Genomic DNA, 26,157 nt, shown 5'->3' with positions numbered 1-26,157 from the left:
CGCGGAACTGCTGACCGCACCGGCCCCCGCCGAAGGCGCCGCCCGGGCGGCTCGCCGGTCGCGAGCCCGCCCGGGCGGCGGAGCCGGTGCCGTCAGGCGGTCGGGACGAACTTCTCCAGGTCGTCGAGGATCTTGCCGGCGGCGGTGACGCCGATCCCGGTCATCCAGGTCTCGTCGGCGACCACGTACGCCTTGCCGGCCTTGACCGCCGAGAGGTTCTTCCACAGGTTGCCGCCGGTCACCTTGGCCTGCTCGGCGGCGGCCTTCTCGCCGAACGCGGTGACGAAGATGATGTCCCCGTCGACCTCGGAGATCCGCTCCGGGCTCACCTTGTCGAACCGCTTGTCCTCCTTGTTCGCCAGCAACTGGCGCTCCGGCCGGCCCAGCCCGACGTCACCGAGGACGAGACCGGAGAAGGAATCCGGGCCGTACACCCGGATCTCGGTGGGCCGGAAGCGGACGATCGAGATCTTCCGGGCGGCGGCGTCGCCGAGCCTGGTGCCGAGGTCCTTGGCCCGCTTCTCGTACCCGGCCAGCAGGTCCTTGGCCTCCTGCTCCTTGCCGAGCGCCTGGCCGTCGAGGAGGAAGTTCTCCTTCCAGGTGATGCCGACCCGCTCGGTGAAGACGGTGGGGGCGATAGCGGACAGCTCGTCGTAGAACTTCTCCTGGCGGAACTTGCTGCCCAGGATCAGGTCCGGCTGGAGCGCGGTGATCGCCTCCAGGTCGGGCTCGGTGAGCAGGCCGACCTGCTTGATCCCGGCGACCCTGTCCGCACCGAAGTACGACGGCCAGCCGGCGACCTCGCCGGCCTGCGCGGCCCCGACGGGTACGACGCCGAGCGACAGCGCGCTGTCGATCTTGTCGGAGTCGAGCACCACCACCCGCTTCGGCTGCGCCGGGACCTCGGTGGTACCCATCGCGTGGGTGATCGTCCGGGTCTGCTCCCCGGCGCCCTCCCCGGCCACCGGATCACTGCTGGTGCAGCCGGCCAGGCCGGCGCCGAGCGCGGTGACGGCGAGAAGGGTTATGACTGTGCGGCGCATGACGAACCTTTCTTCAGGGACAGCGTGCCGAATGCCGGGACCACCAGCGGCGCCCCGGTCACCGGACAGGGCACGACGACGCAGTCGAGCCCGAACACGTCGCGGACCAGGTCCGCGGTGAGGATCTCGCGGGGCGGCCCGGCGGCGACCACCGCGCCGTCCCGCATCGCGATCAGGTGGTCGGCGTACCGGGCGGCCTGGTTCAGGTCGTGCAGGACGGCGACGACGGTCCGGCCGCGCTCGGCACGCAGCCGGTGCAGCAGGTCGAGCACCTCCACCTGGTGGGCCAGGTCGAGGAAGGTGGTCGGCTCGTCGAGCAGCAGCGCCTCGGTGTCCTGGGCCAGCGTCATGGCGATCCAGACCCGCTGCCGCTGCCCGCCGGAGAGGGTGTCGACGGGCCGCTCGGCCAGCGTCTCGACGTCGGCCAGCGTCATCGCCTCGCGGACCGCGACCTCGTCCTCCGGCGACCACTGCCGCCACCACCGCTGGTACGGCTGCCGCCCCCGGCCGACCAGGTCGACGACGGTCACTCCTTCGGGCACCAGCGGGCTCTGCGGCAGTACGCCGAGCCGGCGGGCGACCGCGCGGGTCGGCAGGTCCCGGATCGCCGCCCCGTCGAGGAGTACGGTGCCCCGGCGCGGGGTGAGCAGCCGGGCCATGGTCCGGAGCAGGGTCGACTTGCCGCAGGCGTTCGGCCCGACGATGACGGTGAACGCGTCGGCCGGCAACTCCAGGTCGAGCCCGTCGATGACCGTGCGGTCCTCGTACCCGACCGCGAGATCGCGCGTGGAGAGCATCTAGGAGACCTTCCGTCGGCCACGGAGCAGCAGGTAGATCAGGTACGGCCCGCCGAGCGCGGCGGTGAGTACCCCGGCCGGTAGCTGGGTGGGGGCGAACAGCCGGCGCCCGGCCAGGTCGGCCAGGACCACCAGCAGCGCACCGACCAGGGCGGCGCAGAACAGCGGCGGGCGTTCCGCCCGGACCAGCCGACGGGCCAGTTGCGGGGCGGCGAGCGCCACGAAGTCCACCGCCCCGACCTGCGCGGTCACCATCGCGGCGGCCAGTACCCCGGTGGTGGCCAGGCCGATCCGGCGGGCCACCGGACGCAGCCCGATCCCCCGGGCGGTGTCGTCGTCGAGCGCGCTGCCGTTCAGCGCCCAGCCGGCCCAGAGCAGCACCGGCAGCAGCACCAGCAGGGTCGCGCCGAGGTACGCCGCCTCCTGCCAGCCCTTGCCGGCCAGCGTGCCGACCAGCCAGATCTGTGCCCGGACCCCCTCGATCGGGTCGGCGGAGAGCATCACCACCTCGGTCAGCGCCCGCAGCGCCACCGCGACGGCGACACCGGCCAGCACGAACCGCTGCGCGGCCAGTCCGTGTCGCAGGCCGAGCAGCAGCACCGCGACCGCCGCGAGCAGGCCGCCGGCGAGCGCGGCCGGGGCGATCAGCGCGGCACTCGCCCCGCTGGTCAGCGCCACCGTGGCGGCCAGTCCCGCCCCCTGGCTCACGCCGACCACGTCGGGACTGGCCAGCGGGTTGCGGGCGACGCTCTGGATCAGTGTGCCGGCGATGCCGAAGACCGCCCCGACCGCCACCGCCAGCACGACCCGGGGCAGCCGCAGGTCGAGCACGACCAGGTCGTACCGGGTGCCGGCGCCGGTGAGCGACCGGAGCACGTCCTGCGGTGCGACGTACGGGGTGCCGACGCAGAGGGCCAGCACCACGGCGGCGGCGAGCAGGACGACGAGTACCGCGCCGACCATCACCGGCCGGTGCCGGACGACCAGCCGGGTGGGGCCGAGCCGGACCAGGGTACGGCCCATCGGCACCGAGGTCATCGCACCTCCTCCGTACCCCCGCCGACGGGCGCACCTCGCCCGCGTCGCCCGGTCAGCGCCGCAGATAGCCCGGCCACGGCGACGCCTCGCCCGGCCACCACGGCCGCACGTCGCCCGGTCACGGCCGCTCGCCGCCCGGTCATGCGGTCACCACCCGGGCGCGCCGGATCAGCAGGACCAGCAGCGGTGCGCCGAGCAGCGCGGTGACGATGCCGGCCGGCACCTCTCCGGGCGGCGCGACCAGCCGGCCGATGATGTCGGCGGCGAGCAGCAGTACCGGCCCGAGCAGCGCCGCCAGCCCGAGCGTCCAGCGGTGGTCGGTGCCGACCAGGGCCCGGGCCAGGTGCGGCACGGCGAGCCCGACGAACGCGATCGGCCCGGCCGCCGCGACGGCCGCCCCGACGAGCAGCACGGCACCCGCGCCCCCGGAGAGCCGGACCAGCCCGATCCGGTGGCCCAACCCCTGGGCGACGTCGTCGCCGAGGGCGAGCGCGTCCAGGCCACGGGCGGCGAAGGCGGCCAGCAGGATGCCGGCGATCACGAACGGCGCGACCTGGCCGGCGACGGCGGTGTCCCGGCCGGTCAGACCGCCGACCACCCAGAACCGGTACTCCTCGAAGGTGCGGGCGTCGGTGGTGAGCAGGGCGATGACCATCGCGCCGAGGCTGGCGTCCAGGGCCACGCCGACCAGCGCCAGCGTCACCGGACTGGCACCCTCGCGGGCCCGGTTGGCGATGCCGAAGACGAGCAGGCCGGCGAGGAGGGCGCCGACGACACCGAACCAGACGTACCCGGCCAGCGTGCCGACCCCGAACACCGCGATCGCGAGTACCACGCCGAGGGAGGCACCGGCACTGATCCCGAGGATGCGCGGCTCGGCCAGCGGGTTGCGGGTCAGCGCCTGGAGGAGTACCCCGGCCAGTGCGAGTGCCGGGCCGACGACGAGCCCGAGCAGGGTACGCGGCACCCGCAGTTCCCGGACGATGGTGCTCGCCTCGCCGCCGTCCGGCGCGACCAGCGCGTACCACACCTGGGCGGGCGCGAGCGGCTTGCTGCCGAGTGCGAGGCTGGCCAGCACCGTCAGCACCAGCAGTACGGCCACCGCGCCGGTGACCGCGACGCGCCGGCCGCCCCGGCGACCCGGTCGGGTGCCGGGGCTGGTCACCCCGGCCGCTACCGTCGTCACGTCGTTTCTCCGTACCCCTCGAATTAGGTTCGGCTAACCTTACGGTTCGTGTTTCGCCGCACCTAACCGGGATGACGGATCTCACCGCCGCGACCTGCGCCGGAGCCCGGATCCGGGCGATCCGCTCCGATCGGCCGGGCGGACAGCAACCGTCCCCTTACCCGACGTGACAGGTTGCGGGGACGTGGAGGTATCGTCGGCGCCCGAGACCCGACGGCCCTGACCCCACCGGGCCGGGCCGTCGGACCACCGGCTAGCCGTCGTGACCGAGGATCGACGGCGGCGCGTCCGCCTCGTCGCTCCACTCCAGCGTGCCGTCGTCGGACCATGCCGTGCCGTCGCTGGCGAGCCGGGGATCGGTCATCGGATAGCCGCCGCCGGGAGCCCCGGCGCCGACGGCGCCCGCCCCACCCATCATCGGCATCGCGCCCGCGCCGGCAGCCGCCCCCGAAGCCGCGACGCCGGCACCGGGGCGGCCCTCGACACTGCCCGCGCGACTGATCAGGTGGCTGCCGCCGCCGGCCAGCACCGGCCCGGCTCCGCTCAGCGAACCGGTCGGCTGGGTCGACGGCGACGACAACGGAGCGGCGGCCAGCGGGCCGACCCCCGGCGGCGCGTCGCCGAAGGAACCCGCACCGGCGAGCGCGGTGCCGGCGGCCGGCACCTCCGTGGCGATCGGCGACGGATCGGTGACCGTGACCCCCGCCGGCAGGTCCAGGTTGCCGACCAGTCCGCCGACCACCGGCAGGTCGCCGGGCTCGACCGGGATCGTCGCCGGCCAGCTCCGGTGGTCGGTGACCGCGTACTCGGCGGCGAGCCGGGCCACCTGGGCGGAGACCCGCTCGCGCGCCTTGGCACGCTCCTCTTCGGACAGCGTGTGGCCGAGTACCGGGGAGAAGTCGTCGTACCCCGCCTGCGCCAGCTCGGGGCGGTCCGCCTCCACCTGGCGCTGCGCCTCGGCAAGCGAGCCCGACATCACGGTCAGCCCGGTACGCAGCGCCGCTGCCTCCTCGGCCAGCTTCCCGGCGTAACTGATGATCAGACCCAACCGGTACTGGAAATCCCGGCTGCCCGGCCCGGTCCACTCCGGAAGTATCCGGGAGAGGTCCTCGTGCAGCCCCGTCGCGATCGCCCCGAGCCGCCCCTCGACGGCGTGCCAGGTGTCGGCGATGCCGTCGACCTGCGCCGGCTTCCCCTCCATCAGCAGTCGGTAGAGCTCCTCGTGGGTCTGCTGCCGGTAGCGCTCGTGGTACTCGTCAACCATCGCGTCGGCCACCATGCAGAGCCTCACTCACCGCGCCGAGGGCGCCTGCGATCTGTCCGGCGTTCCTGCCGCTGATCTCGTCGACGGTCCGGTAGATCTCGATGACCTGGGCGGTGGCGGCCTGCGCCACCGTCAACGCGGTGACCAGGCGGCGCAGCCGGGCGACGTACTCGTCGTGCAGTTCCTGGTGCCGGTCGGCGGTGCGCTGCGCGTCGTGGAACCCGCCCAGCGCGGGCCGTTCGTTGCCGGGCGCGGTGGTCAACGCGGTGAGCGCGGCGTACGCCGACTCGATCCGGGGCTGAAGCCGGTGTTGGAAGTCTTGCAGCGACAGGAGATTGACGGCGAACTCATCGGCGGCCATCGCAGCCCTTCCAAGCGCCGAGACGGGGGTGACGGCAAGTCTAGCCAACGAAGCGGAGAGTATCGGGAAGCTCTCCGTATAGTATCCCGGTTCGTGGAGGTCACCGAGGCCCAGTCTCGCCTTCCCGGCGCCCGCGAAGGTGCCGCGGGCACCGTCCTGTTCCGCCGGCCACCCCGCCAGCCGTCACCACCGCTGCCCCGGGGGGAACTCCCGCTGGAGTCGCCGCCCGAACTGTCGGAACCGCTGCCCCGCAGCCTCGCCCAGGTGCTGATGCTGGTGCCGATGGTGGCCGGCGTCGCCGCGATGGCCGTGCTCTACTCCGGTCGGGGCGGCGGCCCGCTCACCTACGTGGTCGGTGGCCTGTTCGGACTCTCCATGCTGGGCATGGCGGCAACCTCGATGGGCGGCGGACACGGCAACAGCCGGGCCGAGGTGGACGCACAGCGCCGCGACTACCTGCGTTATCTGACGCAGGCCCGGCGAAAGGCCCACAACGCGGCGGCACAGCAGCGCACCGCCCTGCTGTGGCGGCATCCCGCCCCGAACGCGCTCTGGTCGATCGGCGCGTCCCGACGGATGTGGGAGCGGCGGAGCACCGACGACGACTTCGCCGAGGTACGGGTCGCGTCCGGCACCCAGAAGCTGTCGGTGACGATCAAGCCGCCGGACACCAGGCCGATCGAGGACCTGGAACCGTTGACCGCGATCGCGTTACGCCGTTTCGTCCGGGCCCAGTCCGTGGTACCGGACCTGCCGCTGGCCATCCAGCTCCGCTCGTTCAGCCGGCTGGTGCTGCGCGGCGACCGGGATCCGGTGCTCGGCCTCGCCCGGGCGCTGCTCGGCCAGCTCGCGACGTTCCACTCGCCGGACGACGTCCGGATCGCCGTGGTGACGGCGCCGGAGCGGCAGCCGGACTGGGACTGGGTCAAGTGGCTGCCGCACGCCCAGGACGACCGGATCAGCGACGGCGCCGGGGCGACCCGGCTGGTCTTCGAGTCGACGGCCGCGCTGGAGGAGGCGTTCCAGGAGGAGTTCACCGTCCGGCCGCGACACTCGCCGGACGCCCGACCGCTGACCACGGCGGCACACCTGCTGGTGGTACTCGACGGCGGCGAGGTGCCGGCGACCTCGCAGCTACACGGCGCGGGCGTACTCGGCACGACCGTGTTGGACCTGTCCGGGATGGTGCCCCGGGACGCCGGCCGGTGGCTGCTCTGCCTCGACGTCACCCCGGAGACGCTCTCGGCCGACCGGGGCGACCGGAGCATGCCGCTGGGCGTACCGGACCGGCTCGGTGTCGAGCAGGCCAACGGACTGGCCCGCCAGCTCGCCCCGCACCGGCTGTCCCGGCACGTGGAGACCGAGGAGGCCACCGCACGGGTCACCGAGCTGCCCGAGCTGCTCGGCTTCGGCGACGCCGGTGCGGTCGACCCGGCCCGGAGCTGGCGGCCCCGCCCGGACCGGGACCGGCTGCGCATCCCGCTCGGCATCGGCGTCGACGGCTCGGTGGTCGAGCTGGACTTCAAGGAGGCCGCCCAGGACGGCATGGGCCCGCACGGGCTGATCATCGGCGCCACCGGATCCGGCAAGAGCGAACTGCTCCGCACGATCGTGGTCTCGCTGGCCGTCACGCACTCCTCCGAGGAGCTGAACCTCGTCCTGGTCGACTTCAAGGGCGGCGCCACCTTCGCCTCGCTGGACGTGCTGCCGCACACCAGTGCGGTGATCACCAACCTGGCCGACGAACTGGCCATGGTGGACCGGATGGAGGACGCCGTCGCGGGCGAGCTGGTCCGCCGGCAGGAGCTGTTGCGGGCGGCCGGCAACTACGTCTCCCGGTACGAGTACGAGAAGGCCCGCCGGGCGGGTGAACCGCTCGCACCGCTGCCCAGCCTGTTGATCATCTGCGACGAGTTCAGCGAACTGCTGGCGGCCAAGCCCGACTTCATCGACCTGTTCGTCACCATCGGCCGGCTCGGCCGCTCGCTCGGGGTACACCTGCTGCTGGCCAGTCAACGGCTGGAGGAGGGACGGCTGCGCGGGCTGGACACCCACCTGTCGTACCGGATCGGGTTGCGGACCTTCTCCGCGATGGAGAGCCGGGTGGTGCTCGGCGTGCCGGACGCGTACGAACTGCCGAACGCTCCCGGGCACGGCTACCTGAAGGCCGGCACGTTGACCATGCTCCGCTTCCGGGCCGCGTACGTCTCCGGCCCGTACCGCGCGGCCATGCTCTCCGGCCCGGTGGCCCAGGCCCTGGTACGCCGTCGGATCGTGCCGTTCGGCATCGGGCACGTACCGATCCCGCCGGAGCTGCCGGCGGTGCCCGACGATCCGGCCGGGTCGACCGGGGACGCCGCCGACGTCGGCCGGCAGACCACCATGCTCGACGTGATCGTGGACAGGCTGCGGCACGGCCCACCGGCGCACCAGGTCTGGCTGCCCCCGCTGGACGTGGCGCCGAGCCTCGACGCACTCCTCGGCGAGCCGGTCGTCGACGAGCACCGGGGCCTGGTCACCGCGACCTGGCCCGGCGTCGGGCGACTGGTCGTGCCGGTCGGCATCGAGGACCGCCCGTACGAGCAGCGCCGCGACCCGTTCCTCGTCGACCTGGCCGGAGCCGGCGGAAACGTGGTGATCGTCGGCGGGCCGCGTACCGGCAAGAGCACCCTGCTCCGCTCGATGCTCTGCGCGCTCGCGCTCACCCACAGCCCGCGTGAGGTGCAGTTCTTCTGTCTGGACTTCGGCGGCGGCACGCTGCGCTCGCTGGAGGGCCTGCCGCACCTGTCCGGAGTCGCGGTACGCCGCAACCTGGAGGCGATCCGGCGCACCGTCGCCGAGGTGAGCGTACTGCTGGACGAGCGGGAGGCGCGCTTCGCCGAACTCGGCGTCGAGTCGATCGACGCGTACCGGACGCTGCGGGCCAGCGGCGAGATCACCGACGACCCGTTCGGGGACGTCTTCCTCGTCGTCGACGGCTGGGGCACGGTGCGGGAGGAGTTCGAGCAGCAGGAGGAGACCATCACCAAGCTCGCCGCCCGCTGCCTCGGCTTCGGCATCCACGTGGTGATCACCGCGACCCGCTGGTCCGAAGTCCGCTACAACATGCGGGATCTGTTCGGCACCCGGCTCGAACTGCGGCTGGGCGACCCGAGCGACTCCGAGATCGACCGGCGGGCCGCGGCGAACGTACCCGAGAACACCCCTGGCCGTGGCGTGACCCGCGACAAGCTCCAGTTCCTGGCGGCGGTGCCGCGGATCGACGGCAAGGCCGGTGCCGACGACCTGCCGGCCGGGGCCGCCGACCTGGTGGCGCGGGTCCGGGCCGGCTGGCGGCACGAGCCGGCCCCGGCGGTACGGCTGCTTCCCCGGATGCTGGCCGCCGCGCAGTTGTCCGAGGCTGCCGGGACGGCCGAGCCGGGCATCCCGATCGGCCTAAACGAGACCTACCTGGCCCCGGTACGCCTGGCGTTCGACACCGAACCGCACCTGATCGTGCTCGGCGACGCCGAGTGCGGCAAGACGAACCTGCTCCGGCTGATCGCACGGACCATCGTGGAGCGTCATTCGCCGGGCGAGGCGAAGCTGGTGATCGTCGACTATCGGCGCACCCTGCTCGGCGTGGTCGAGGGCGAGCACCTGCTCGACTACACGCCGTCGGCGCAGACCACGGCGGGGATGGCGGGCGGGATCGCCCAGGCGATGACCGCCCGGCTGCCCGGCCCGGACGTGACCACCGAGCAGCTCCGCAGCCGCTCCTGGTGGCAGGGCCCGGAGATCTACGTCCTGGTCGACGACTACGACATGGTCGCCACCAGCAGCGGAAACCCGCTGGACGCGCTGGTCGACCTGCTTCCGGCGGCCCGGGACATCGGGCTGCACCTGATCCTGGCCCGGCGGTGTGGCGGCGTCGGCCGGGCGATGTACGAGTCGGTCCTGCAAACCCTCACCGACCTGAACACCCCGGGGCTGCTGATGTCCGGCAACCCGGACGAGGGCGCCGTACTCGGACACCTCCGGCCGAGTGCCCAGCCACCCGGCCGGGGCACCCTGATCCGGCGCAGCGACGGGGTGAACCTGGTGCAGACGGCCTGGCTCGATCCACAGTGAACCACGCCGTACTGCCGTCGGCCGACGGTTCCGGGCGAATCGAAACCGTCGGTTCGTCGGTCGGTAATCGTCGACGGTGCTTTTCGATGCGGGCATCGGCTACCCTGGCCGGATAGAGACGCCGACGAGTGGGCGTCCCACCTCTGCTCAGTTTCCGGAGGGTAGCGTGGCACAGGTCTTCGACCACCAAGAGGGCAACGCCAAGGGCGCCTCTAATCTCGTGGATCAGGCGCACGGGGTCATCAACATGCAGATCAGGAACATCGAACTCGCGGTGAACCAGCTCCGGACCCGAGGCTGGGAGGGCGAGGCGGCCAGCAAGTTCTACGCCGTGGCGAGCGAGATGGTCGACGGAGCGCGCCGGCTCCAGGACAAGATGGCCGAAATGCGGGACGACCTGGCGACGGTCAACCGCTCGTTCGCCGACGCGAACGCCTCGATGGGCGAGTCGGTCAACGCGATCAAGTACGACATCACCCGCACCGGCTAGCCCGGCCCGGTCGAAACGGCGGGTGGTCCCCGGTCGGGGAAGCCCATCTGGACTTCGGCACCGTTCGAGACGGAGGAAGCATGAGCAGCCAGATCCGGATGGTCCACGGTGAGGCAGAGGCCGCGGCCATGAAGCTCAAGAAGCACGGCATCAACATCGAGGTCACCACCAAGAACTTCGTCGCGGATCTCGCGAAGATCCCGTGGGACAGCGACGCCCGGGCCGAGTTCGAGGTCTGGAAGCGGCAGATGGAGCAACTGTGGAACGAGTTCCACCAGGTGGTCCTGAAGGCCGGCACCGTCGTCAGCGACGCGAGCGAGTCGCTCAAGGAAGTCGACCGCAAGGCGGCGGCACTGATGAGCAAGCGCTGACAGCAACGGGTGGGTGATCGGTGCGCGGGTCGCACCGGCTCGTCTTCGGGTAGCCGGGAGGGTGTCCCCTGGCTACCCGCCCCGGCGTGACGGCTTCGGTGCCGTCCTCGCCCCGGCGTGGGACTGTCGCGGATCGACTCTCTGGAGATCCCAGGCTGGACCGGGACCACGTCCGGTCCAGCAACGCATCTCTCCCCGGTCCAACCGCTAGGTGAGAGCGACGCGGTAGCGGTGAGGCGGCGTCCGCTGTCTTGAGCCGAGTGATCTCGGTGACCGCGTCGCCGGTGACCAGGCGGGTGTGGTCCCCCTCAGCCGATCACACCGTCCGGCGCGTCGCCGGACCTGAACGGCTCGCCATCCTCGACCAGCCAGTCCGCGACCTCGTGCTCGCCCGAGTCGCCCGCCCCGCCGCCGTGACCGCCGAATCCGCCGACGCCCATCATGGACGAGCCGACGCCGGCCCGGCCGGCACCCGCCGCACCGGCTGCGCCGGCCGCAGCGGCCCCGGCCATACCCACACCCGCCACGCCGCCCGGCAGCGCGACGGCGGGACTACCTGCCGACGCCCCGCTGAGCCCCAGTCCACCCGGGCCGGCCCCGAGGGCACCGGCGCCACCGAGCGGACCTCCGGCACCCGCGCCGGCCAGTGCCGTCGTGCCGGTCAACTCCGCACCGGCGCCGAGATCCACCCCGACCCCGGTCGGCAACGGCCTCGGCGTCGATCCGCCCAGGTCACTGCCGACGGGTGCCGGGATTGTCGGCGCCGGCAACGGGGACAGCGGCGGCATGTCCGGAAGCGCGGGTACCGAGGTGGTGCCCGCGTCGGAGTCCTTCTGGAACAGGCTGCTTAGGTAGTCGGTGGCCAGCTTCACCAGCGCGGTGGTGAGTTGGGCGTCCAATGTCGACGCCTGCCCGGTGGTGGCGGCGATCTGCGCCGTGTACTGCGCCGCCCGCATCTCGTACATCGCCCATCGGGCGGCACCGCCGTGCGACCAGGTCGCCTTGCAGTACGCCCGCTGCCACGCGCTCGGCGTCACCTGCCCGGTCGGCAGCACCTGGTAGCCGCCCGCGACCGCGCTGGCGACGATCGCGTCGAGTTGGGCCTTGCTGGCCTGCAACTGGGCGCTGCCGGTGCTGGTGGTCTGCTGTGCCCCGACGACCCCACCGATGACCTGCTGGAGCGCGTTCAACGCGATGCTCCGGCGATCCTGCTGCGCGGTTCCGGCCGCGCCGGTGAGGTTCGGCAGGGCGGCGGCGGTGCCGAAGTTGCTCTGCGTCTTCGTCATGCTGCTGACGAAGGACTGCACGACCGGCAGGAGAATGGCCTGGGCCACCCCCGGATCCGACAGCTTCAGGCCCATGAAGCTCACCGTGCCCATCAGGCCACCCCTCGGCTCGGCAACAGGCGGTCGTCGAAGTGCAGGGTGCCGACCCGCTGCCGCTGGGCCAGGTCCTCCTCCTCGAACTGTTGCGCCGCCTGGCGCACGTTCACCGCCTGGGTGTCGAGTTCGTCGGCGACCTTCTGGATCGCCGCCGAGAGGGCGACGGCGAAGAACTGTGCCAGCATGCTGAAGCTCGGCAGACCCGCATTGCTGGCCACCGTGCCCTCGACCGCGCCAGTAATCGGCTTGAAGGAGCTGCGGTAGTCGGAGGCCAGGCCCGCGATCTGGTTGGCCGCCGCCCGCATCTCCGGCAGTTGCGCCTGGAACAGCGGTGCGCCAGCGGAAGTGGAATCGTCCGGGATGCTCAACGCCGTCTCCCCAGTTTGTCGCTTCTGCCTGGCATGGAGGAACATCGAGTCGGTCTCCGTAAAATATAGTGCCTGTCGGGCCGAGGTCCCAACGTTGCGGAGGTGGCGATGCCCGCGGACGATCCCGACCCGGCCGACGCCGCGTCCGGCGCCGCCGCACTGGCCGCGCTGGAGGCATCGATCGCCCGCACCGAGGCGCAGTGGCAGCGGCTGTCGGCCGACACCTACCAGGGCAGTGATCCGGCCCGGCTGGTCACCGCTGTGGTCGACGGCCAGGGCACCGTGGTCCGGGTGACCTTCGTGAAGACTGTCGCTCGGCACGACCCCGCCGTGGTGGAGGAGGCGGTGCTGGCCGCGGTGGCCGCCGCCCAGCAGCGTCTCGGCGACGCGATCGCCGCGATCGCCGCCGAGGTGCTGCCGCCCGTACCGGCACGGCTCGGAGAGCAGACCGGTGCGGAGGGCTGGCGTACCGCCGGATCGGCGCCCGGCGGAGCGGAGTTGACCGGCGGGGTGTTGGGAAGGGACGACCGGTGACCGGACACGACGATCCCGAGGACCTCGAACCGTTGGCGTACTCGCCGCACGACGAGGCCGGCTACGAGGAGCTGTCCCGCCGGGCGCTCGCCGCACTGGACGACATGGACGGTCCGCTCCAGCGCCTGGCGGCGGCGCAGGTCGAGGGGCACAGCCGGGACGGCCGGATCAGCGTCCGGGTGACCGGTGCCGGCGTCGTCACCGAGGTTCGGCTGCGCGGAGCGGCGTTGCAGCAGTACCACCACGTGAAGCTCGGCGAGGTGGTGACCCGGGTGTTGCAGGCCACCCAGCAGCGGGCCCGTGCGGCGTACGAGCAGGCCGCCGCCGAACTCACCCCGCCCGAGGTGGCCGAGTGCGACCGGCTGGTCCTGCGCACCACGCCGCCACGCCGACCAGGGGCGTAGCCGGTCCGGCCCGCCTCGGCCACCTCCGGGTCAGCGTGGCCCGGAGGTCTGGCCCGGCACCTGGCCGCCGAGACCGGCGTCGGGGCCGGCCGGGGCGACCGTCGGCAGCGGGGAGAGCCGCAGTGCGGCCTCCGGATCGAGGGCCACTCCCGTCGGCACCAGCGCCAGGATGCTCGCCGGCACCTGCACCGGCCGGACGCCCCCGTAGCCGAGCGACGTCTGCACCTTCTCCAGGTTGGGCCGGGACAGCGGGAACTTGAGCCCCTGGTCGGTGACGAGATAGACGTTGCCGGCGGCGTTCGCGCCGATCGGGTTCGCGGCGCGGACCAGGGCCGCGTGCCCGCCGGGCAGGGCCACCCGGTCCGCCGGCCGTACGCCGTCGGCGCCGGCCCCCGCCGCCTGCTCCTCGACCGGCGGCACCTGCCCGGGTACGGCGCCGAAGGTTTCGATCGTCACCGGGTGCTCCGCCGCGCCGCCGTCGTCGCGGTAACTCGCGCACACCATCGGGGTCGGGGTCTGCGCGCCGCGTACCTGCGGCACCTCGTCGGGGAAACCGGGCGGCTCGGCCGGGGTGTCCACGATCAACCGGCCGGCCTGCTGGGCGGAGATCTCGTTGACCGCACGTCCGGCGGCCTCCAGCAGCCGGGCGCTGACCGCGCCGACCGGGGCCAGCCCGTCCGGCAGCATCACGTACGACTTGCCCGCCGCCCGGAACAACTGCCCGATCCGGGTCCGCTCGCCGTCGATCCTCGGCCGGGCGGTCGAGCCGGCGCCGGGCAGCGCCAGCGCCACCAGGTCCGGACCGGGTGGTACGGAGTTGAGGAACGCCTCGCCGACCGCGACCGGTGGAATACCCGCCCAACCGAGCGCGGCGAGTACTCCGTTGCCCCGGATCCGCAGCCGGTGCTCGTCCCACAGCAGATAGCGGTCGCCACCGTCCACACTCACCAGCAGCCCCTGCCGGCCGACCGGCGCGCCACCGGTCGGCGCCCAGCCCAGCAACACGTGGGTGGCCCGGGCGACCGAGGTCAGCGACCGGGGCGCGCTGCACACCGTCATCGGCAGGCCCAGCAGGGCCGACCTCGACGGCAGCGAATCGGGCGCGTCGGGGATCCCGATCGGCAGCCCGCGCGGCACCGCACGCAGCGAACTCTCCGACATGTTCCGTACGGCCGGATTCGGCTGCCCGATGATGAGCAGCGCGGACGTCCAGTTCAGTACCGGATGCAGTCGGCCCTGGGTGTAGACGAACTTCGCCCCGGTGCCGCGCTCCACGATGATCGCGTTCTCCACCGGCTGCCGGCCGCCGGGCCGGAGCAGCCCGTAGACGGCGAAGCCGGCGAAGAGCAGCACCGCAGCCAGCAGTCCGCCGAGCATCGCGACGGCGAACCGCCGCATCGGCAGCTCGTTCGTCTCGGGCTCGCCGGCCAGCAACGCGGAGACGATCCGTCGGATGAGGAACCGGTATGCCTGGACCTGTTCCCGACGGCTGCGCATCCCCCACCCCGCCCTCGCCCGATGCGACATCATAGCGTCGGCACGTAGGGTGTGGACCATGCCGGAGTTGATGGCTGTCGGTCGACCCACCGGCCGGTTCGGCACGGTCCAACTCGTCGCCGTCGAGCTGGGACTGTTCGCGGCCGGCGCCGCCGTCTACGCACTGTCCCCGCTGCCGGGTGCGCTGGCCGGCACCGCCGCCGCCGTGCTGCTGGTCGGCACGTTCGGCCGGTCCGGTGGCCGCTGGTGGTACGAGGCGCTGGGCGCCCGGCTGCGGCTGGCCCGTCGCCGCCGGGCCGGGCTGCGCGCGCTGCGCCGGGCCGGGGGGTACGACCCGCTGCTGGCGGTGCTGTCGCCGAGCCCGAGCACCAGCACCGTCACCGACCGGTCCGGCACGATCGGGGTGGGCCAGGACGCGCTGGGCTGGTTCGCGGCGATCGCCGTGCAGCATCCGGACGGGTTGTCCGGGCTCTCCCCCACACCGCTGCGGCTGGACTGGCTCGCCGAACTGGCCGCCGACCCGGCGCTGCCGGCCAGCACCGTACAGATCGTGCTGCGGCACTCGGCACTGCCGATCGCCGCCGTCGACCCGCGTACCGCCGCCGCGCAGTCGTACCTGGAACTGTGCCGGGGGCTGTCGGTGCCGGTGCACCACGACGTCTGGATCGCCGCCCGGCTCTCGGCCCGGGACGCGGCGACGGTGGCGGCGGACCGTGGGGGCGGGCTGGCCGGGGTACACCGGGCGTTGACCGCCGCGATCACCCGGGTCGGCACCGGGCTGGCCAACCTGGACGTCGAACACACCGTGCTGGACGGGGACGGCCTGCGGCAGGCGTTGGCGTACTCGTGCGGCGTCGACGGGGGCTCGGCGGCCGGGCCGGGCCACGAACGGTGGTCGCACTGGCGGGGCCAGCACCGGGTGCAGGTCTGCTTCGCGGTACGGGCCTGGCCGGCGAACACCACAGTGGATCCGTTGCGGGCGCTGACGCAGGTCCCGTCCGCGCTCGACGTGAGTGTCGCGGTGGTGTTCGGCCGGCGCGGCGAGTCCCGCCCCCGGGACGACCGGGCCAGGGCCCGGACCCTGGTCCGGGTCGCCACCGTGCCGGAGTCGGTCGACGCGTGCGTACGCGAGTTGCGGGCTGCCGCCGCCGCTGCCGGGGTCCGACTGGTCCGGCTCAACGGCGAGCACGCCACCGGGGTGTACGCGACCGCGCCGACCGGGGCGACGCTGGGACTGGTCCCCCGGTGAGCCCGGCCCGCCGACCGGCCCGCCCGGGCCCCGCACGAACGGGAGCGAGCGATGCCGACCGGTGATCCGAAGACCGTCGCACCGGAGCGGCGACTCGTCGGCGACCTGCTCGACCGGCTCGCCGTCGACGTCGACGCGATCGGCGTGCTGTTGGGTCGGACCGGGGCGAACCAGCCGGTGGTGCTGCGCCTGTTCCGCCCCGAACCGCTGACCGTGGCGTTCGTCGGCGACTGGTGGACCGCCCAGGTGCTGCTGTTCCGCTGTCTCGGCCACGGCGCGCGGGTCGCGGTCGACGCCGTGGACGCGGTCAACCCGGCGGCGGCCGGCACGATCGCCACGATGGCGCACTGGCTCGCGCTGGACCAGGCCGCCGGTGGCGCCGGTGACCGGGTGTGGCGCTCGGCCTATCCCGGCGGCGACGAGCCGGCCGACCCGAGGAGACCGCTGCTGCGGCTGCGTGACGTCGGCGTGCACGGGCCGGAGCGGCGACCGCCGACCCGGGCCTGGGAGACCCAGCTCACCGTGCTGCCCCGGCTGACGACGGCCGGCGTACCCGTGCTGGCCGCCGCCGACGTGGTGCTGGTGCAGCGGCTGACCCAGCCGGAGGCGGCGCTGGTCGGTTCGACGCTGGCCCTGCCCAGGGCGCGCTGGATGGCGCTGACCTCGATGAACAACGAGATGGTGGCCGCGTTCGGCGGCGGCTCCGCCCGGTACTTCTGGCTGGCGCCGACGCACGTCGAACGCCAGCTCTTCGGCTGACTCCCGGGTACGGTCCGGGCGGCGCCGCCGCGAGCGACAGCCCCGGGACCGCAGCCGGGGAACGGAGCGCAGCACCCGGTGGCGTCGCGGGTTCAGCCTCGGATGGCGCGGATCCAGCCGAGCAGGCCGCTGACCCAGACCGCCAGCGGGAAGATGGCCAGCACCAGCACCACCTCGACGATGTCGAGGGTGCGTCCCCAGACCGGCGAACTCGGCCGGCGTCCGCCAGCGAGCGCGAGGCCGACGCTGATCGCGGCGACCAGCAGCAGCACGCCGAGCAGCGCCGTCAGTCGCCACACCAGTCCGAGGTCGTCGTAGGCGGCGACCGCGGCGGCGGCGAGGGCCACGGCGCCGGCACCCAGCAGCGGCAGCCGCTGGGTCCGGCTGAGGAACCAGCGGGCCCGGGCCATCATCGTCAGCCCCAGCACGACGCAGAGGGCCAGGCCCCGGACACCGTCGGTGGCGACCGCGACGGCCGCCGCCGCACCGATGATCGCCAACGCGCTCAGCATGCCGGCCAGGAACGCGTCGGCCCGGTCGGAGCGGGTGAACGTCTGGAGGCCGTCGACCGCCTGCTCGTCCTTGCGGAGGTGTTCGGGTTCGGTCGGCACCGACGGGTCGGGCAGCCGGCCGAGCCGGTAGGCGAACATCGGCAGCAGCGGAAGCATGGCGAAGACCAGCGTCACGGTGATCGCCGCCGCAGCCGGGGTACGCACGTCGAAGAGCACCCGGATCGCCGCGGCGACCAGCAGCGCCACCGCGCAGGCGGCGCCGCAGACGAAGACCGGCCCGGCGTCGCCGACCCCGATCGCGGCGGCTGCCGCCACCAGCACCACCGTGGTCGCGGCGACCAGTACGTGCGGCGGGGCGAGCTGATCGACGGTCCGGTCGCCGGCCAGCACCAGCAGGCCGCCCACGGCCGCGTAGCAGAGCGCCACCAGGGCGAACACGGTGGCGCTCTGGGCGTCGCCGACCGCGCGGGCCAGCACCACCGCGCCGAGCAGCAGCGCGGCGGAGAGGCTCAGCCCGACCAGGCCGCCGGGCAGTTGTGGTGGGCCGGCCAGCAGCACCGCGACCGCGCCACCGAGCAGGGCCACCACTCCGAGGGTGAGGCCGAGCGCCCGGGTGGCCGCCGGGCTCCACCGGCCGGTGCGTTCCCGGGCGGCCGTGGCGACGGCGTCCACCACGTCGTCGAAGACCGGCAGCGGGGCCTCCTCGCCCCGGGGCCGCAGGTAGAGCAGCTCGCCGTCGCGTACCTCGAGCTGGGCGGGGCTGCGCGAACTGTCCAGCGCCGTACCGCCGAGCCGGGACAGCGTCCAGCCGTTACGGGCCGCCGGATCGTCGGCCAACTGGTCGCCCGCGTAGCCGAGCACCGTCGGCAGCAGGTCGGCCAGGGGTACGTCCGAGGGGAGGGCCAGATCGACGCGACTGCGCGGCGCTACCACCGTGACCCGGCTGAACCCACTGGCCACGTCTCAACCTCCGTGTCGACGATGCCGGGACATTATCACCGCGACGGGCGGCCGTGGACACACCCGCACACCACCGCGACGACCGGAGCCGGTCCGTCGGAAGTGGACTGTGCTCCGGCTGGCCCGCCCGTCACTTCCGGGCCGTACGCCAGCCTCGGCGGCGGCCCCGCCGGACGACCGGTACCGCCGCCAGGAGCAGCAGTGCGAGCGCGACTCCGACCACGGCGATCACTCCCGAGGCGGCGCTGACCCCGCGCAGCGGCGACGGGCGGTCGGCCGGACGCGGCACGCTGACGGCCGCTCCGGCTTCTCCGGCACCGGCCGGGCGCAGTGCGCCGACCGCCCGTACCGGGTTGACCACGCCGTGGCCGACCTGCGCGTTCCACAGTCCGTCGGGGTGGTCGGCGGTCTGGGTGATCCGTTCCGCCACCTGGTCCGGGGACAGTGTCGGGTCGTACGCCCGGATCAGCGCGGCGAGCCCGGAGACGTACCCGGTGGCGAAGCTGGTACCGCCCTCGGCGGTGAACAGGTAGCCACCACCGGCTGCCGCCGGGCCGGCGATCCGCTCGCCCGGTGCCGCGACGTCCACGAAGTTCCCGGCAGTCGAACTCTGTACGTGCGCGTCCTGGGCGTTCACCCCGGCGACCGCGATCACGCCCGGATAGGCCGCCGGATAGGTGGGTTGGCCCGCCTCCACACCCGACTCTCCGGAGTTGCCGGCGGCGGCGACGACCACCACCCGGCGGTCGAGGGCGTGTTCGATGGCCGACTGCAACTGTCGGGTCGGTGGCGTGGTCAGCGACAGGTTGACGACGTCGGCGTCGCCCTGGTCCACCGCCCACCGGATCGCCTCGGCGATTCGCCCGGAGAGGTCGGACTCGGTCGACCGGCGCTGGTCCCGCAGCACCCGTACCGGCACGACCTGGGCGCCGGGTGCGACGCCGTAGAACCGGAATCCGGCGCTCACCGCCTCCCGGCCGGCGATAATGCCGGCGATCAGGGTGCCGTGGCCGTTCTCGTCGCACTGGCCGTCGCCGTCGTCGTCCCCACCGTCGTCGGGCGGGACCAGGTCCCGGCCGGGGAGCACCTTGCCGTCCAGGGTCGGGTGGTCGGCGGAGACGCCGGAGTCGACGACCGCAACCCTGACTCCCACTCCGGTGCTCAGTGGCCAGGCGAGGTCGGGGCGGAGCCGGGTCAGCGGCCAGGGTGCGGCGGCGAGGGGGTCGGTGACCGACGGACCGCAGCGCGCCGCCGCCGCGTACCCGATCGGCGGGGCCGCCGCGACCGGGCCGCCGGCCGCGACCAGCAGGCAGGTCAGCAGGCCGGCCGTCGCCGGCACCGTACGCCGGGCGGCTCGCCGCGCCGACGGCGCTCGGGCGGCGTGGTCATTCCGGGCGGTCGACCGTCTCAGTCCGCGCGGCGCCGCGACCGCCACCGGATGTCGGCTCCGTAGCGCGTCCAGGTCAGCTCGCACCCCCGCATTATGCCGCCGCACCGGCCACTCTGGACCATATCCTATTAACTCGATAGGATATATCGAGGCCCCACGCCGAGCCACCGGAGGTCTCCGATGCCGAGACTGTCGCGCTTCAGTCGGCTGGCCAGCCCGGTCGACACCGCCACCTACGGCGAGTACCGCGTCGTCACGCGGGCCGACGACCCCCGCCCGCGCTACCGGTTCACCGGACGCGTCACCGAGGAGAGCTGGGCCGGCTTCACCCCCCGCCCCGGCCGTTACCACCTCTACGCCGGCTGGTTCTGCCCCTGGTCGCAGCGGGTCACCATCACCCGGGCCCTGGCCGGCCTCGACGACGTGGTCAGCGTCTCCTACGTGGACAATGTCCGGGACGGGCGCGGTTGGGCCTTCCGCGAACCGCACGGCCCGGATCCCGTCAACGGGTTCACCCTGCTCCGCGAGGCGTACGAGGCGACCGAGGAGGGCTTCGACGGCCACGTGTCGGTGCCGGTGCTGTGGGACCGGGCCACCGCCGCAGTGGTGAGCAACGACTTCCGGACCATCGGCATCGACCTCGCCACCAGGTTCCACCGGCACGCCGTCCCGGTCGTGGAGACGTACCCGGAGGAGCACCGCGACGAGATCGAGGAACTCGACGCCTGGCTCGGCCCGGCGGTGAACCACGGCGTGCACGCTGCCGGCCGACCGGGAGCGGCGGGGGCCGCCGCCCGTGCCGCCCTGCTCGACGCGTTCGGTCGGCTCGACGAACGACTGGCGGACCGGCGCTACCTGCTCGGCCCGCGCCTGACCGAGGCGGACGTCCGGCTCTGGGTGACCCTGGTCCGCTTCGACGTCGGCCCCAACGCCGGCCGGGCGATCTGCCCCGGCCTGGCCACCTACCCGCACCTGTGGGCGTACGCGCGGGACCTCTACACCCTGCCGGCCTTCCGCCGGACCACCGACTTCGGTTCGTTCACGGTGCCCGGCGCGGCGGTGCCGGACTGGCACGCCCCGGCCGACCGGCCCGGCCGGACAGCGCCGGGCGGGCCGGTCCAGGCACGATGACCGGGATCAGCCGGACGTGCGGCGGCGGGCCGAGGCGTCGGCCAGCGAGGGTGGCTGGTATCCGGCGTCGGCCGGGTTCAGCGTGGTGCCGGGCGGCACGATCTCGTCGATCCGGTCCAGGACGTCCCGGGACAGCGTCACCTTCGCGGCACCGAGCTGGGACTCCAGATGCTCCAGCGTCCGGGGGCCGATGATCGCCGAACTGACCGCCGGATGCTCCAGCACGAACGCGATGGCCAGGTGGATCAGCGATAGCCCGGCCTCGGCGGCGAGCGCGCCGAGCGCCTCCACCGCCGCCAGCTTGCGCACGTTCGCCGGCAGCCGGGGATCGAACCGGCCCGGGAAGCGCTCCGCCCGCCGGGAGATCGGCTCGGTCAGCCCCGGGTGGTACCCGCCGGCCAGCCAGCCGCCGGCCAGCGGACTCCACGGGATCACCGCCAGGCCGTACCGCTGGGCCACCGGCAGCACCTCACGCTCCACGCCACGGGCCAGGATCGAGTACGGCGGCTGCTCGCTGACCACCCGCTCCCGCCCCCGCCGCTGCGCGATCCACTGCCCCTCCACGATCGCCGACGGCTCGAAGGTGGAGGTGCCGATGTAGCGCACCTTGCCCTGGTGCACCAGGTCGCTGAGCGCGCCGAGGGTCTCGTCGAAGTCGGTGTCCGGCTCCGGCCGGTGCACCTGGTAGAGGTCGATCCAGTCGGTACGCAGCCGACGCAGGCTCTGCTCCACCTCCCGGACGATCCACCGCCGCGAGTTGCCCCGGTGGTGCGGGCTGTCGCCGATCTGGCCGTGGAACTTGGTGGCCAGGAACACCTCGTCCCGGCGGCCGTCGGCGAGCGCCCTGCCGACGATCTCCTCCGACTCGCCCTGCGAGTAGACGTCGGCGGTGTCGATCACGTTGATGCCCTCGTCCAGCGCCCGGTGGATGATCCGGATGCTGTCGTCGTGGTCCGGGTTGCCCCGGGCACCGAAGTTCATCGCGCCCAGGGTCAGCGGGCTGACCAGGACTCCGGTACGGCCGAAGGGCCGGTAGTCGACCATGTCGCTCCTATGAGACGGACGCCGCGGGCAGTCGTCGGGACCTCGACGGCGGCTCGACGGCATCGGCGGTGAACTGGTTGGCGGGGCGGGCCAGGCCGTAGTTGTCCCGCAGGGTACGGCCGGTGTACTCGGTGCGGAACAGCCCGCGCCGTTGCAGGATCGGCACCACGTGGTCGACGAAGGCGACCAGGCCGGAGGGGAGCACCGGCGGCATCACGTTGAAGCCGTCGGCGGCCCCGTTGTCCCACCAGTCCTCGATGGCGTCGGCGACCTGCTCGGGGGTACCGGCGAAGGTGCGGTGCCCGCGACCGCCGCCGAGCCGCCCGATGAGTTGCCGTACGGTCAGCCGCTCCCGGCGGGCCAGCGTGACGATCAGGGTACGGCGGCTCTTCGCCCCCTCGATCTGCTCCTCGTCGGGCAGTTCGGCCGGCAGTTCCCGGTCGAGATCGAGGTCGTCGGGCGAGATGCCGAGCGTGGTGGCGAGCTGGCGTTTGGCGTACTCCGGGACGATCAGCCGGTCCAACTCGTCCGCCAGGGCGTGCGCCTCCGCCTCGGTTGCGCCGAGCACCGGCACGATGCCGGGCAGGATCTTGATCCCGTCCGGGTCCCGCCCCAGCGCCGCCGTACGCGCCTTCAGGTCGGTGTAGAACGCCTGCGCCTCGGCCAGCGTCTGCTGGGCGGTGAAGACCGCCTCGGCGTACCGGGCGGCCAGCTCCTTGCCGTCCTCCGAGGACCCGGCCTGCACCAGCAGCGGATAGCCCTGCGGTGGCCGGGGCACGTTCAGCGCGCCGGCCACCTTGAAGTGCCGGCCGGCGTGCCGGGGCGGGAAGATCCGGTTCTGGTCGCCCCAGACTCCGGCCGCCTTGTCCCCGAGCGCCGCGTCGTCGGCCCAACTGTCCCAGAGCTTGCGCGAGACCTCGATGAACTCGGCGGCCCGCTCGTACCGGTCGCGGTGTGCCGGCAGGTCGTCGAGGTTGAAGTTGCGGGCCGCGTCCGCGCCGGCGGTGGTGACGATGTTCCAGCCGGCCCGGCCGCCGCTGACGTGGTCCACCGAGGCGAACCGGCGGGCCAGGTTGAACGGCTCGTTGTAGGTGGTCGACGCGGTCGCGATCAGTCCGATGTGCTGGGTCACCCCGGCCAACGCGGTGAGCAGCACGGTCGGCTCCAGCGCGCCGGACGGGCGGCGGCCGATGTTGTTCCACAGCACCGGGCTGTCGGCCAGGAACAGCGAGTCGAGCCTGCCCCGCTCGGCGATCCGGGCCAACTCCTGGAAGTGCCCGACGTCGGTGTGCGCGAACGCGTCGCTCTCCGGCAGCCGCCAGGCCGCCTCGTGGTGCCCCACCCCCATCAGGAACGCGTTCAGGTGCAGGGTGCCGGGTCGTCGGCTCATCGGGAAACCTCCTCGGTCGCGATACGCCCGTCGGGCGACGCCGATGCCGGACCGACGCCGAGCGACGCCGATGCCGGACCGACGCCGAGCGACGCCGATGCCGGACCGACGCCGGCCGCCGTCGGTGGCTGGTCGACGCCGAGTGCGGCGAGCAGCCGTTCGCGGTACGCCAGGAAACGCGGGTGCCGGTGCTCGCGCGGGGTCGGCAGCGTGATGGCGGTGTCGACGGTGATCCGGCCCTCGTCGAGTACCAGCACCCGGTCGGCGAGCGCGATCGCCTCGTCCACGTCGTGGGTGACCAGCAGTACCGCCGGCCGGTGCCGCTGGCACAGCTCGCGGAGCAGGCCGTGCATCCGGATCCGGGTCAGTGCGTCCAGCGCGCCGAACGGCTCGTCGGCGAGCAGCAACCGGGGCTCGCTCACCAGCGCTCGGGCCAGCGCCACCCGCTGCTGCTCGCCGCCGGAGAGCTGGTTGGGCCAGGCCCGCTCCCGTCCGGCCAGCCCGACCTCGGCGAGCCGTTCGGCGCCGCGCCGGAACGCCGCCGCGCCGGTCGAACCGAGTACGACGTTGGCGAGTACCCGCTGCCAGGGCAGCAGCCGGGCGTCCTGGAAGATCACCGACGAGTTCGCCGGTACGTCGATCTCGCCCTCCCCGGCCACGTCCGGGTCGAGTCCGGCCAGCGCCCGCAGCAGGGTGCTCTTGCCCGAGCCGCTCCGGCCGAGCAGGGCGACGAACTCGTTCTCCCGGATCTCCAGGTCCAGCCCGTCGAGCACGGTACGCCCGCCGAACCGCCGGGTCAGCTCCCGCACCCGGACCACCGGGCGGGTGTCGACCTCGGCCACGGTGTCGACGGTCAGTCCGCCAGGGTGCGTCGCCATGACAGTGCCCTCCTCTGCACGAGCCGGACGGCGCCGTCGGAGAGCAGTCCGAGGATGCCGTAGAGCACCAGGCCGACGATGATGATGTCGGTCTGGCCGTACTGGCGGGCCAGCTCCATCATGTAGCCGATCCCGCTGGTCGAGTTGATCTGCTCGACCACCACCAGGGCGAGCCAGGCGGAGACGACCGCGAAGCGCAGCCCGAGCAGGAAGCCGGGGAGCGCGCCGGGCAGCACCACCCGGCGGACGAACTGGGCGGGGCTCAGCCGCAGCGACTCGGCCAGCTCGACGTAGCGCGAGTCGATGCTGCGCAGGCCGTTGTGCGTGTGGATGTAGACCGGTACGAAGACGCCGAGCACGATGGTGACCACCTTCATCCGCTCGTCGATGCCGAGCCAGAGGATCAGCAGCGGGAGCAGCGCCAACGCGGGAATCGCCCGCTTGATCTGCACCGGGCCGTCGATGATCGCCTCGCCCCACCGGCTCAGCCCGGCGACCAGGGCCAGCACGGTGCCGATCAGCACGCCGAAGGCGAGGCCGAGCCCGGCCCGCTGGGTGGAGATCAGCAGGCTCTCCTGGAGCCGTCCGCTGGCGATCAGGTCCCCGGTGGTGGTCAGCACGGTCCACGGCGCCGACAGGGTCCGCTCGTCGAGCAGACCGGTGAGCGAGCCGAGCGACCAGACCGCGAGCAGCAGCAGCGGCCCGACCGCCGCGCCGAACGGGATCGGCCGGCCCGGCCCGAGGCGCCGTCGGCGGCGGGCGTCCGGACGGCGTACGCCGGGCTTCGGCGGCTCGCGGTCCGGGGTGCGCGCGGCGGCCGGGGTCAGTCGGGTGGTGATCGGATCGACCTGGGTGGTCACTTCGGTCCCTCCCCGAACGCGGCGGCGCCGAGCGGCTCGTAGCGCCGGTCGTAGAGGTCGGCCGCGTTCAGCGGCTTGTTACCGGTCTCCTTGGCGAGCAGGTCGATGGTCTGCTGGTGTCGGGTGATCACTTCCGACCAGTCCGCCGGGATGTCCGGCACTCCGGCGTTGTCGACCAGCCACTGACCGTCCTCACGGGACAGTCCCTGGTCCTTGACGTAGTACCGCTCGATCCACTCGTCCGGGTTCTGCTCGATCCACACCCAGGCCCGCGCCCAGCGCTGCACGTACTCCCGGATCGCCGCCGCCTTCGCGGAGTCCTGGAGAATCCGCTCCGGCGCGTACAGGTGGCCGGGGTCGTCCCGCAGGCCGTGCGAGATGGCGGTGCCGCCGTCCCGGCCGTACTTGGCCAGGTAGCGCTTGATGTTGATGCCGCCGATCGGCGCCACGTCGACCTGGCGGCTGGCCAGCGCGGTCGGGTACACGTCGCCGGTGCTGGCCAGTTCGACCAGCTTGACGTCGCCCTTGGTCAGGCCGGCCTGGTGCAGTACCCGGAGCACCAGCGCGCCCTGCGCCTGTCCCGGGCTGTAGGCGATCCGCTTGCCGCGCAGGTCGGCCAGGCTGGCGACGCCGGCACCGGGTGCGATGCCGAGCTGGTAGATCGGGTGGTTGATCGGGTCCTGCCGGAACTTGGCCGCGACGATCCGGGTGGGCAGTCCGGTCCAGGCGGCGTGGATCGGCGGGATGTCGGCGACCGAGCCGATGTCCAGGGCGTCGGCCCGGAACGCCTCCAGGGTCTGCGGGCCGCCGCTGATGTTCGCCCAGGAGACCTCGAAGGTGAATTTCTCCGCCTCGCCGGAGAACTCGATCGCCTTCTGGAGTTCCTTGTCGCCGACCCGCAGCACCGTGCCGCCCGGCACCTCCGCCGGAAGTGGCGCGTCGAAGGCCAGCCGGACCGTGGGGGTGTCGTCGCCGGCACAGCCGGCGAGTCCGGCTGCCGCGACACTGAGGGCGGCGCCGAGGAGGGTACGCCGCCGGAGCAGCGGCGGTCCCGATCGGGAACGGGCGGAAGGGGGTGAGGGTGACATGGCGGACTCCTGCACGACAGGACCGGCGGGGCCGGCGGAACGGATCAGGGG

At 73.3% G+C, this 26,157-nt stretch carries 24 protein-coding genes; 8 read left to right on the top strand and 16 right to left on the bottom strand.

Annotated elements, in window-relative coordinates:
* Positions 1-92: 92 nt before the first annotated feature.
* The 6 genes from Pen02_RS16805 to Pen02_RS41815 all read right to left on the bottom strand — a co-directional run bounded on the left by Pen02_RS16805 (position 93) and on the right by Pen02_RS41815 (position 5,689).
* A complete protein-coding gene (locus tag Pen02_RS16805) occupies positions 93-1,043 on the bottom strand; it encodes an ABC transporter substrate-binding protein (protein ID WP_203866991.1) in 951 nt (316 codons plus the stop codon).
* Positions 1,025-1,840 carry an ABC transporter ATP-binding protein gene (locus Pen02_RS16800; protein ID WP_203866990.1) on the bottom strand — a complete coding sequence of 272 codons (816 nt, stop codon included), beginning with the start codon at positions 1,838-1,840 and terminating at the stop codon, positions 1,025-1,027. Before Pen02_RS16800 ends, Pen02_RS16805 begins: the two co-directional genes overlap by 19 nt.
* A complete protein-coding gene (locus tag Pen02_RS16795) occupies positions 1,841-2,878 on the bottom strand; it encodes a FecCD family ABC transporter permease (protein WP_239140857.1) in 1,038 nt (345 codons plus the stop codon). It abuts the gene before it with no gap.
* A 139-nt stretch (positions 2,879-3,017) separates the two neighbouring features.
* Positions 3,018-4,064: a FecCD family ABC transporter permease gene (locus tag Pen02_RS16790; RefSeq protein WP_203866989.1), complete on the bottom strand. Its 1,047-nt coding sequence runs from the start codon at positions 4,062-4,064 to the stop codon at positions 3,018-3,020.
* 253 nt (positions 4,065-4,317) lie between these two features.
* The gene (locus tag Pen02_RS16785) at positions 4,318-5,328 is read right to left on the bottom strand and encodes a WXG100 family type VII secretion target (RefSeq protein WP_203866988.1); all 1,011 of its coding nucleotides are present in this window, start codon (positions 5,326-5,328) and stop codon (positions 4,318-4,320) included.
* A complete protein-coding gene (locus Pen02_RS41815) occupies positions 5,321-5,689 on the bottom strand; it encodes a hypothetical protein (RefSeq protein ID WP_239140855.1) in 369 nt (122 codons plus the stop codon). The genes Pen02_RS16785 and Pen02_RS41815 overlap by 8 nt, the downstream gene beginning before the upstream one ends.
* 93 nt (positions 5,690-5,782) lie before the next feature.
* Between Pen02_RS41815 and eccCa the strand changes: the two genes are divergently transcribed.
* The 3 genes from eccCa to Pen02_RS16770 all read left to right on the top strand — a co-directional run bounded on the left by eccCa (position 5,783) and on the right by Pen02_RS16770 (position 10,660).
* The gene (eccCa, locus tag Pen02_RS16780; protein WP_239140853.1) at positions 5,783-9,799 is read left to right on the top strand and encodes a type VII secretion protein EccCa; all 4,017 of its coding nucleotides are present in this window, start codon (positions 5,783-5,785) and stop codon (positions 9,797-9,799) included.
* Positions 9,800-9,965: 166 nt separating this feature from the next.
* On the top strand, positions 9,966-10,289 hold the full coding sequence (locus Pen02_RS16775; RefSeq protein WP_203866986.1) for a WXG100 family type VII secretion target: 324 nt from the start codon (positions 9,966-9,968) through the stop codon (positions 10,287-10,289).
* 80 nt (positions 10,290-10,369) lie between these two features.
* Positions 10,370-10,660, top strand: a complete 291-nt coding sequence (locus tag Pen02_RS16770; RefSeq protein ID WP_203866985.1) for a hypothetical protein — start codon at positions 10,370-10,372, stop codon at positions 10,658-10,660.
* 308 nt (positions 10,661-10,968) lie between these two features.
* Here the strand turns inward: Pen02_RS16770 and Pen02_RS16765 are convergent, their stop codons facing one another.
* Both Pen02_RS16765 and Pen02_RS16760 read right to left on the bottom strand, forming a co-directional pair.
* Positions 10,969-12,039 carry a hypothetical protein gene (locus Pen02_RS16765; protein WP_203866984.1) on the bottom strand — a complete coding sequence of 357 codons (1,071 nt, stop codon included), beginning with the start codon at positions 12,037-12,039 and terminating at the stop codon, positions 10,969-10,971.
* A complete protein-coding gene (locus Pen02_RS16760) occupies positions 12,039-12,410 on the bottom strand; it encodes a hypothetical protein (RefSeq protein ID WP_203866983.1) in 372 nt (123 codons plus the stop codon). Before Pen02_RS16760 ends, Pen02_RS16765 begins: the two co-directional genes overlap by 1 nt.
* Before the next feature lie 108 nt (positions 12,411-12,518).
* Here Pen02_RS16760 and Pen02_RS16755 point away from each other — a divergent pair, with 108 nt between their 5' ends.
* Both Pen02_RS16755 and Pen02_RS16750 read left to right on the top strand, forming a co-directional pair.
* Entirely contained in the window at positions 12,519-12,944 is a 426-nt protein-coding gene (locus tag Pen02_RS16755; RefSeq protein ID WP_239140927.1) for a YbaB/EbfC family nucleoid-associated protein, read from the top strand.
* Positions 12,941-13,348 carry a YbaB/EbfC family nucleoid-associated protein gene (locus tag Pen02_RS16750; protein ID WP_203866981.1) on the top strand — a complete coding sequence of 136 codons (408 nt, stop codon included), beginning with the start codon at positions 12,941-12,943 and terminating at the stop codon, positions 13,346-13,348. The genes Pen02_RS16755 and Pen02_RS16750 overlap by 4 nt, the downstream gene beginning before the upstream one ends.
* 30 nt (positions 13,349-13,378) lie before the next feature.
* Here Pen02_RS16750 and eccB read toward each other — a convergent pair whose 3' ends face one another.
* Positions 13,379-14,845: a type VII secretion protein EccB gene (gene eccB / locus Pen02_RS16745; protein WP_203866980.1), complete on the bottom strand. Its 1,467-nt coding sequence runs from the start codon at positions 14,843-14,845 to the stop codon at positions 13,379-13,381.
* Between the two features lie 58 nt (positions 14,846-14,903).
* Between eccB and Pen02_RS16740 the strand changes: the two genes are divergently transcribed.
* Entirely contained in the window at positions 14,904-16,094 is a 1,191-nt protein-coding gene (locus Pen02_RS16740; RefSeq protein WP_203866979.1) for a type VII secretion protein EccE, read from the top strand.
* A gap of 51 nt (positions 16,095-16,145) precedes the next feature.
* Positions 16,146-16,853 carry a hypothetical protein gene (locus Pen02_RS16735; RefSeq protein WP_203866978.1) on the top strand — a complete coding sequence of 236 codons (708 nt, stop codon included), beginning with the start codon at positions 16,146-16,148 and terminating at the stop codon, positions 16,851-16,853.
* Positions 16,854-16,945: 92 nt separating this feature from the next.
* On the opposite strand, the gene eccD is transcribed toward Pen02_RS16735, so the two are convergent.
* Together eccD and mycP are read right to left on the bottom strand one after the other, a co-directional pair.
* On the bottom strand, positions 16,946-18,325 hold the full coding sequence (gene eccD, locus Pen02_RS16730) for a type VII secretion integral membrane protein EccD (RefSeq protein WP_203866977.1): 1,380 nt from the start codon (positions 18,323-18,325) through the stop codon (positions 16,946-16,948).
* A gap of 130 nt (positions 18,326-18,455) precedes the next feature.
* Entirely contained in the window at positions 18,456-19,799 is a 1,344-nt protein-coding gene (gene mycP / locus Pen02_RS16725; protein ID WP_203866976.1) for a type VII secretion-associated serine protease mycosin, read from the bottom strand.
* A 96-nt stretch (positions 19,800-19,895) separates the two neighbouring features.
* On the opposite strand from mycP, the gene Pen02_RS16720 reads away from it, so the two are divergent.
* On the top strand, positions 19,896-20,846 hold the full coding sequence (locus Pen02_RS16720) for a glutathione S-transferase C-terminal domain-containing protein (protein ID WP_203866975.1): 951 nt from the start codon (positions 19,896-19,898) through the stop codon (positions 20,844-20,846).
* A gap of 6 nt (positions 20,847-20,852) precedes the next feature.
* Here the strand turns inward: Pen02_RS16720 and Pen02_RS16715 are convergent, their stop codons facing one another.
* From Pen02_RS16715 to Pen02_RS16695, 5 genes are read right to left on the bottom strand one after another with little or no spacing between them, the layout of a single operon-like run.
* A complete protein-coding gene (locus tag Pen02_RS16715; protein WP_203866974.1) occupies positions 20,853-21,890 on the bottom strand; it encodes an aldo/keto reductase in 1,038 nt (345 codons plus the stop codon).
* Between the two features lie 7 nt (positions 21,891-21,897).
* The gene (locus Pen02_RS16710) at positions 21,898-23,280 is read right to left on the bottom strand and encodes an LLM class flavin-dependent oxidoreductase (RefSeq protein WP_203866973.1); all 1,383 of its coding nucleotides are present in this window, start codon (positions 23,278-23,280) and stop codon (positions 21,898-21,900) included.
* Positions 23,277-24,158, bottom strand: a complete 882-nt coding sequence (locus tag Pen02_RS16705; RefSeq protein ID WP_203866972.1) for an ABC transporter ATP-binding protein — start codon at positions 24,156-24,158, stop codon at positions 23,277-23,279. The genes Pen02_RS16710 and Pen02_RS16705 overlap by 4 nt, the downstream gene beginning before the upstream one ends.
* Positions 24,134-25,018: an ABC transporter permease gene (locus Pen02_RS16700; RefSeq protein ID WP_239140851.1), complete on the bottom strand. Its 885-nt coding sequence runs from the start codon at positions 25,016-25,018 to the stop codon at positions 24,134-24,136. Before Pen02_RS16700 ends, Pen02_RS16705 begins: the two co-directional genes overlap by 25 nt.
* Positions 25,015-26,106, bottom strand: coding sequence for an ABC transporter substrate-binding protein (locus Pen02_RS16695; protein ID WP_203866971.1), 1,092 nt, complete (start codon positions 26,104-26,106; stop codon positions 25,015-25,017). Before Pen02_RS16695 ends, Pen02_RS16700 begins: the two co-directional genes overlap by 4 nt.
* Positions 26,107-26,157 lie beyond the last annotated feature (51 nt).

This window comes from Plantactinospora endophytica (assembly GCF_016862915.1).
In the GTDB taxonomy this organism is placed as follows: Bacteria; Actinomycetota; Actinomycetes; order Mycobacteriales; family Micromonosporaceae; genus Plantactinospora; species Plantactinospora endophytica.
The sequence above is the reverse complement of the archived record's forward strand: the minus strand, read 5'-3'. Positions and strand labels throughout refer to the sequence as shown.

Bases quoted from the DNA above. Each gene is read 5' to 3' on its own strand.
- Pen02_RS16805 (WP_203866991.1), bottom strand. From the start codon at position 1,043: ATGCGCCGCACAGTCATAACCCTTCTCGCCGTCACCGCGCTCGGCGCC.
- Pen02_RS16800 (WP_203866990.1), bottom strand. From the start codon at position 1,840: ATGCTCTCCACGCGCGATCTCGCGGTCGGGTACGAGGACCGCACGGTC.
- Pen02_RS16795 (WP_239140857.1), bottom strand. From the start codon at position 2,878: ATGACCTCGGTGCCGATGGGCCGTACCCTGGTCCGGCTCGGCCCCACC.
- Pen02_RS16785 (WP_203866988.1), bottom strand. From the start codon at position 5,328: ATGGTTGACGAGTACCACGAGCGCTACCGGCAGCAGACCCACGAGGAG.
- Pen02_RS41815 (WP_239140855.1), bottom strand. From the start codon at position 5,689: ATGGCCGCCGATGAGTTCGCCGTCAATCTCCTGTCGCTGCAAGACTTC.
- Pen02_RS16770 (WP_203866985.1), top strand. From the start codon at position 10,370: ATGAGCAGCCAGATCCGGATGGTCCACGGTGAGGCAGAGGCCGCGGCC.
- Pen02_RS16765 (WP_203866984.1), bottom strand. From the start codon at position 12,039: ATGGGCACGGTGAGCTTCATGGGCCTGAAGCTGTCGGATCCGGGGGTG.
- Pen02_RS16755 (WP_239140927.1), top strand. From the start codon at position 12,519: ATGCCCGCGGACGATCCCGACCCGGCCGACGCCGCGTCCGGCGCCGCC.
- eccB (WP_203866980.1), bottom strand. From the start codon at position 14,845: ATGCGCAGCCGTCGGGAACAGGTCCAGGCATACCGGTTCCTCATCCGA.
- Pen02_RS16740 (WP_203866979.1), top strand. From the start codon at position 14,904: ATGCCGGAGTTGATGGCTGTCGGTCGACCCACCGGCCGGTTCGGCACG.
- Pen02_RS16735 (WP_203866978.1), top strand. From the start codon at position 16,146: ATGCCGACCGGTGATCCGAAGACCGTCGCACCGGAGCGGCGACTCGTC.
- Pen02_RS16720 (WP_203866975.1), top strand. From the start codon at position 19,896: ATGCCGAGACTGTCGCGCTTCAGTCGGCTGGCCAGCCCGGTCGACACC.
- Pen02_RS16715 (WP_203866974.1), bottom strand. From the start codon at position 21,890: ATGGTCGACTACCGGCCCTTCGGCCGTACCGGAGTCCTGGTCAGCCCG.
- Pen02_RS16710 (WP_203866973.1), bottom strand. From the start codon at position 23,280: ATGAGCCGACGACCCGGCACCCTGCACCTGAACGCGTTCCTGATGGGG.
- Pen02_RS16705 (WP_203866972.1), bottom strand. From the start codon at position 24,158: ATGGCGACGCACCCTGGCGGACTGACCGTCGACACCGTGGCCGAGGTC.
- Pen02_RS16695 (WP_203866971.1), bottom strand. From the start codon at position 26,106: ATGTCACCCTCACCCCCTTCCGCCCGTTCCCGATCGGGACCGCCGCTG.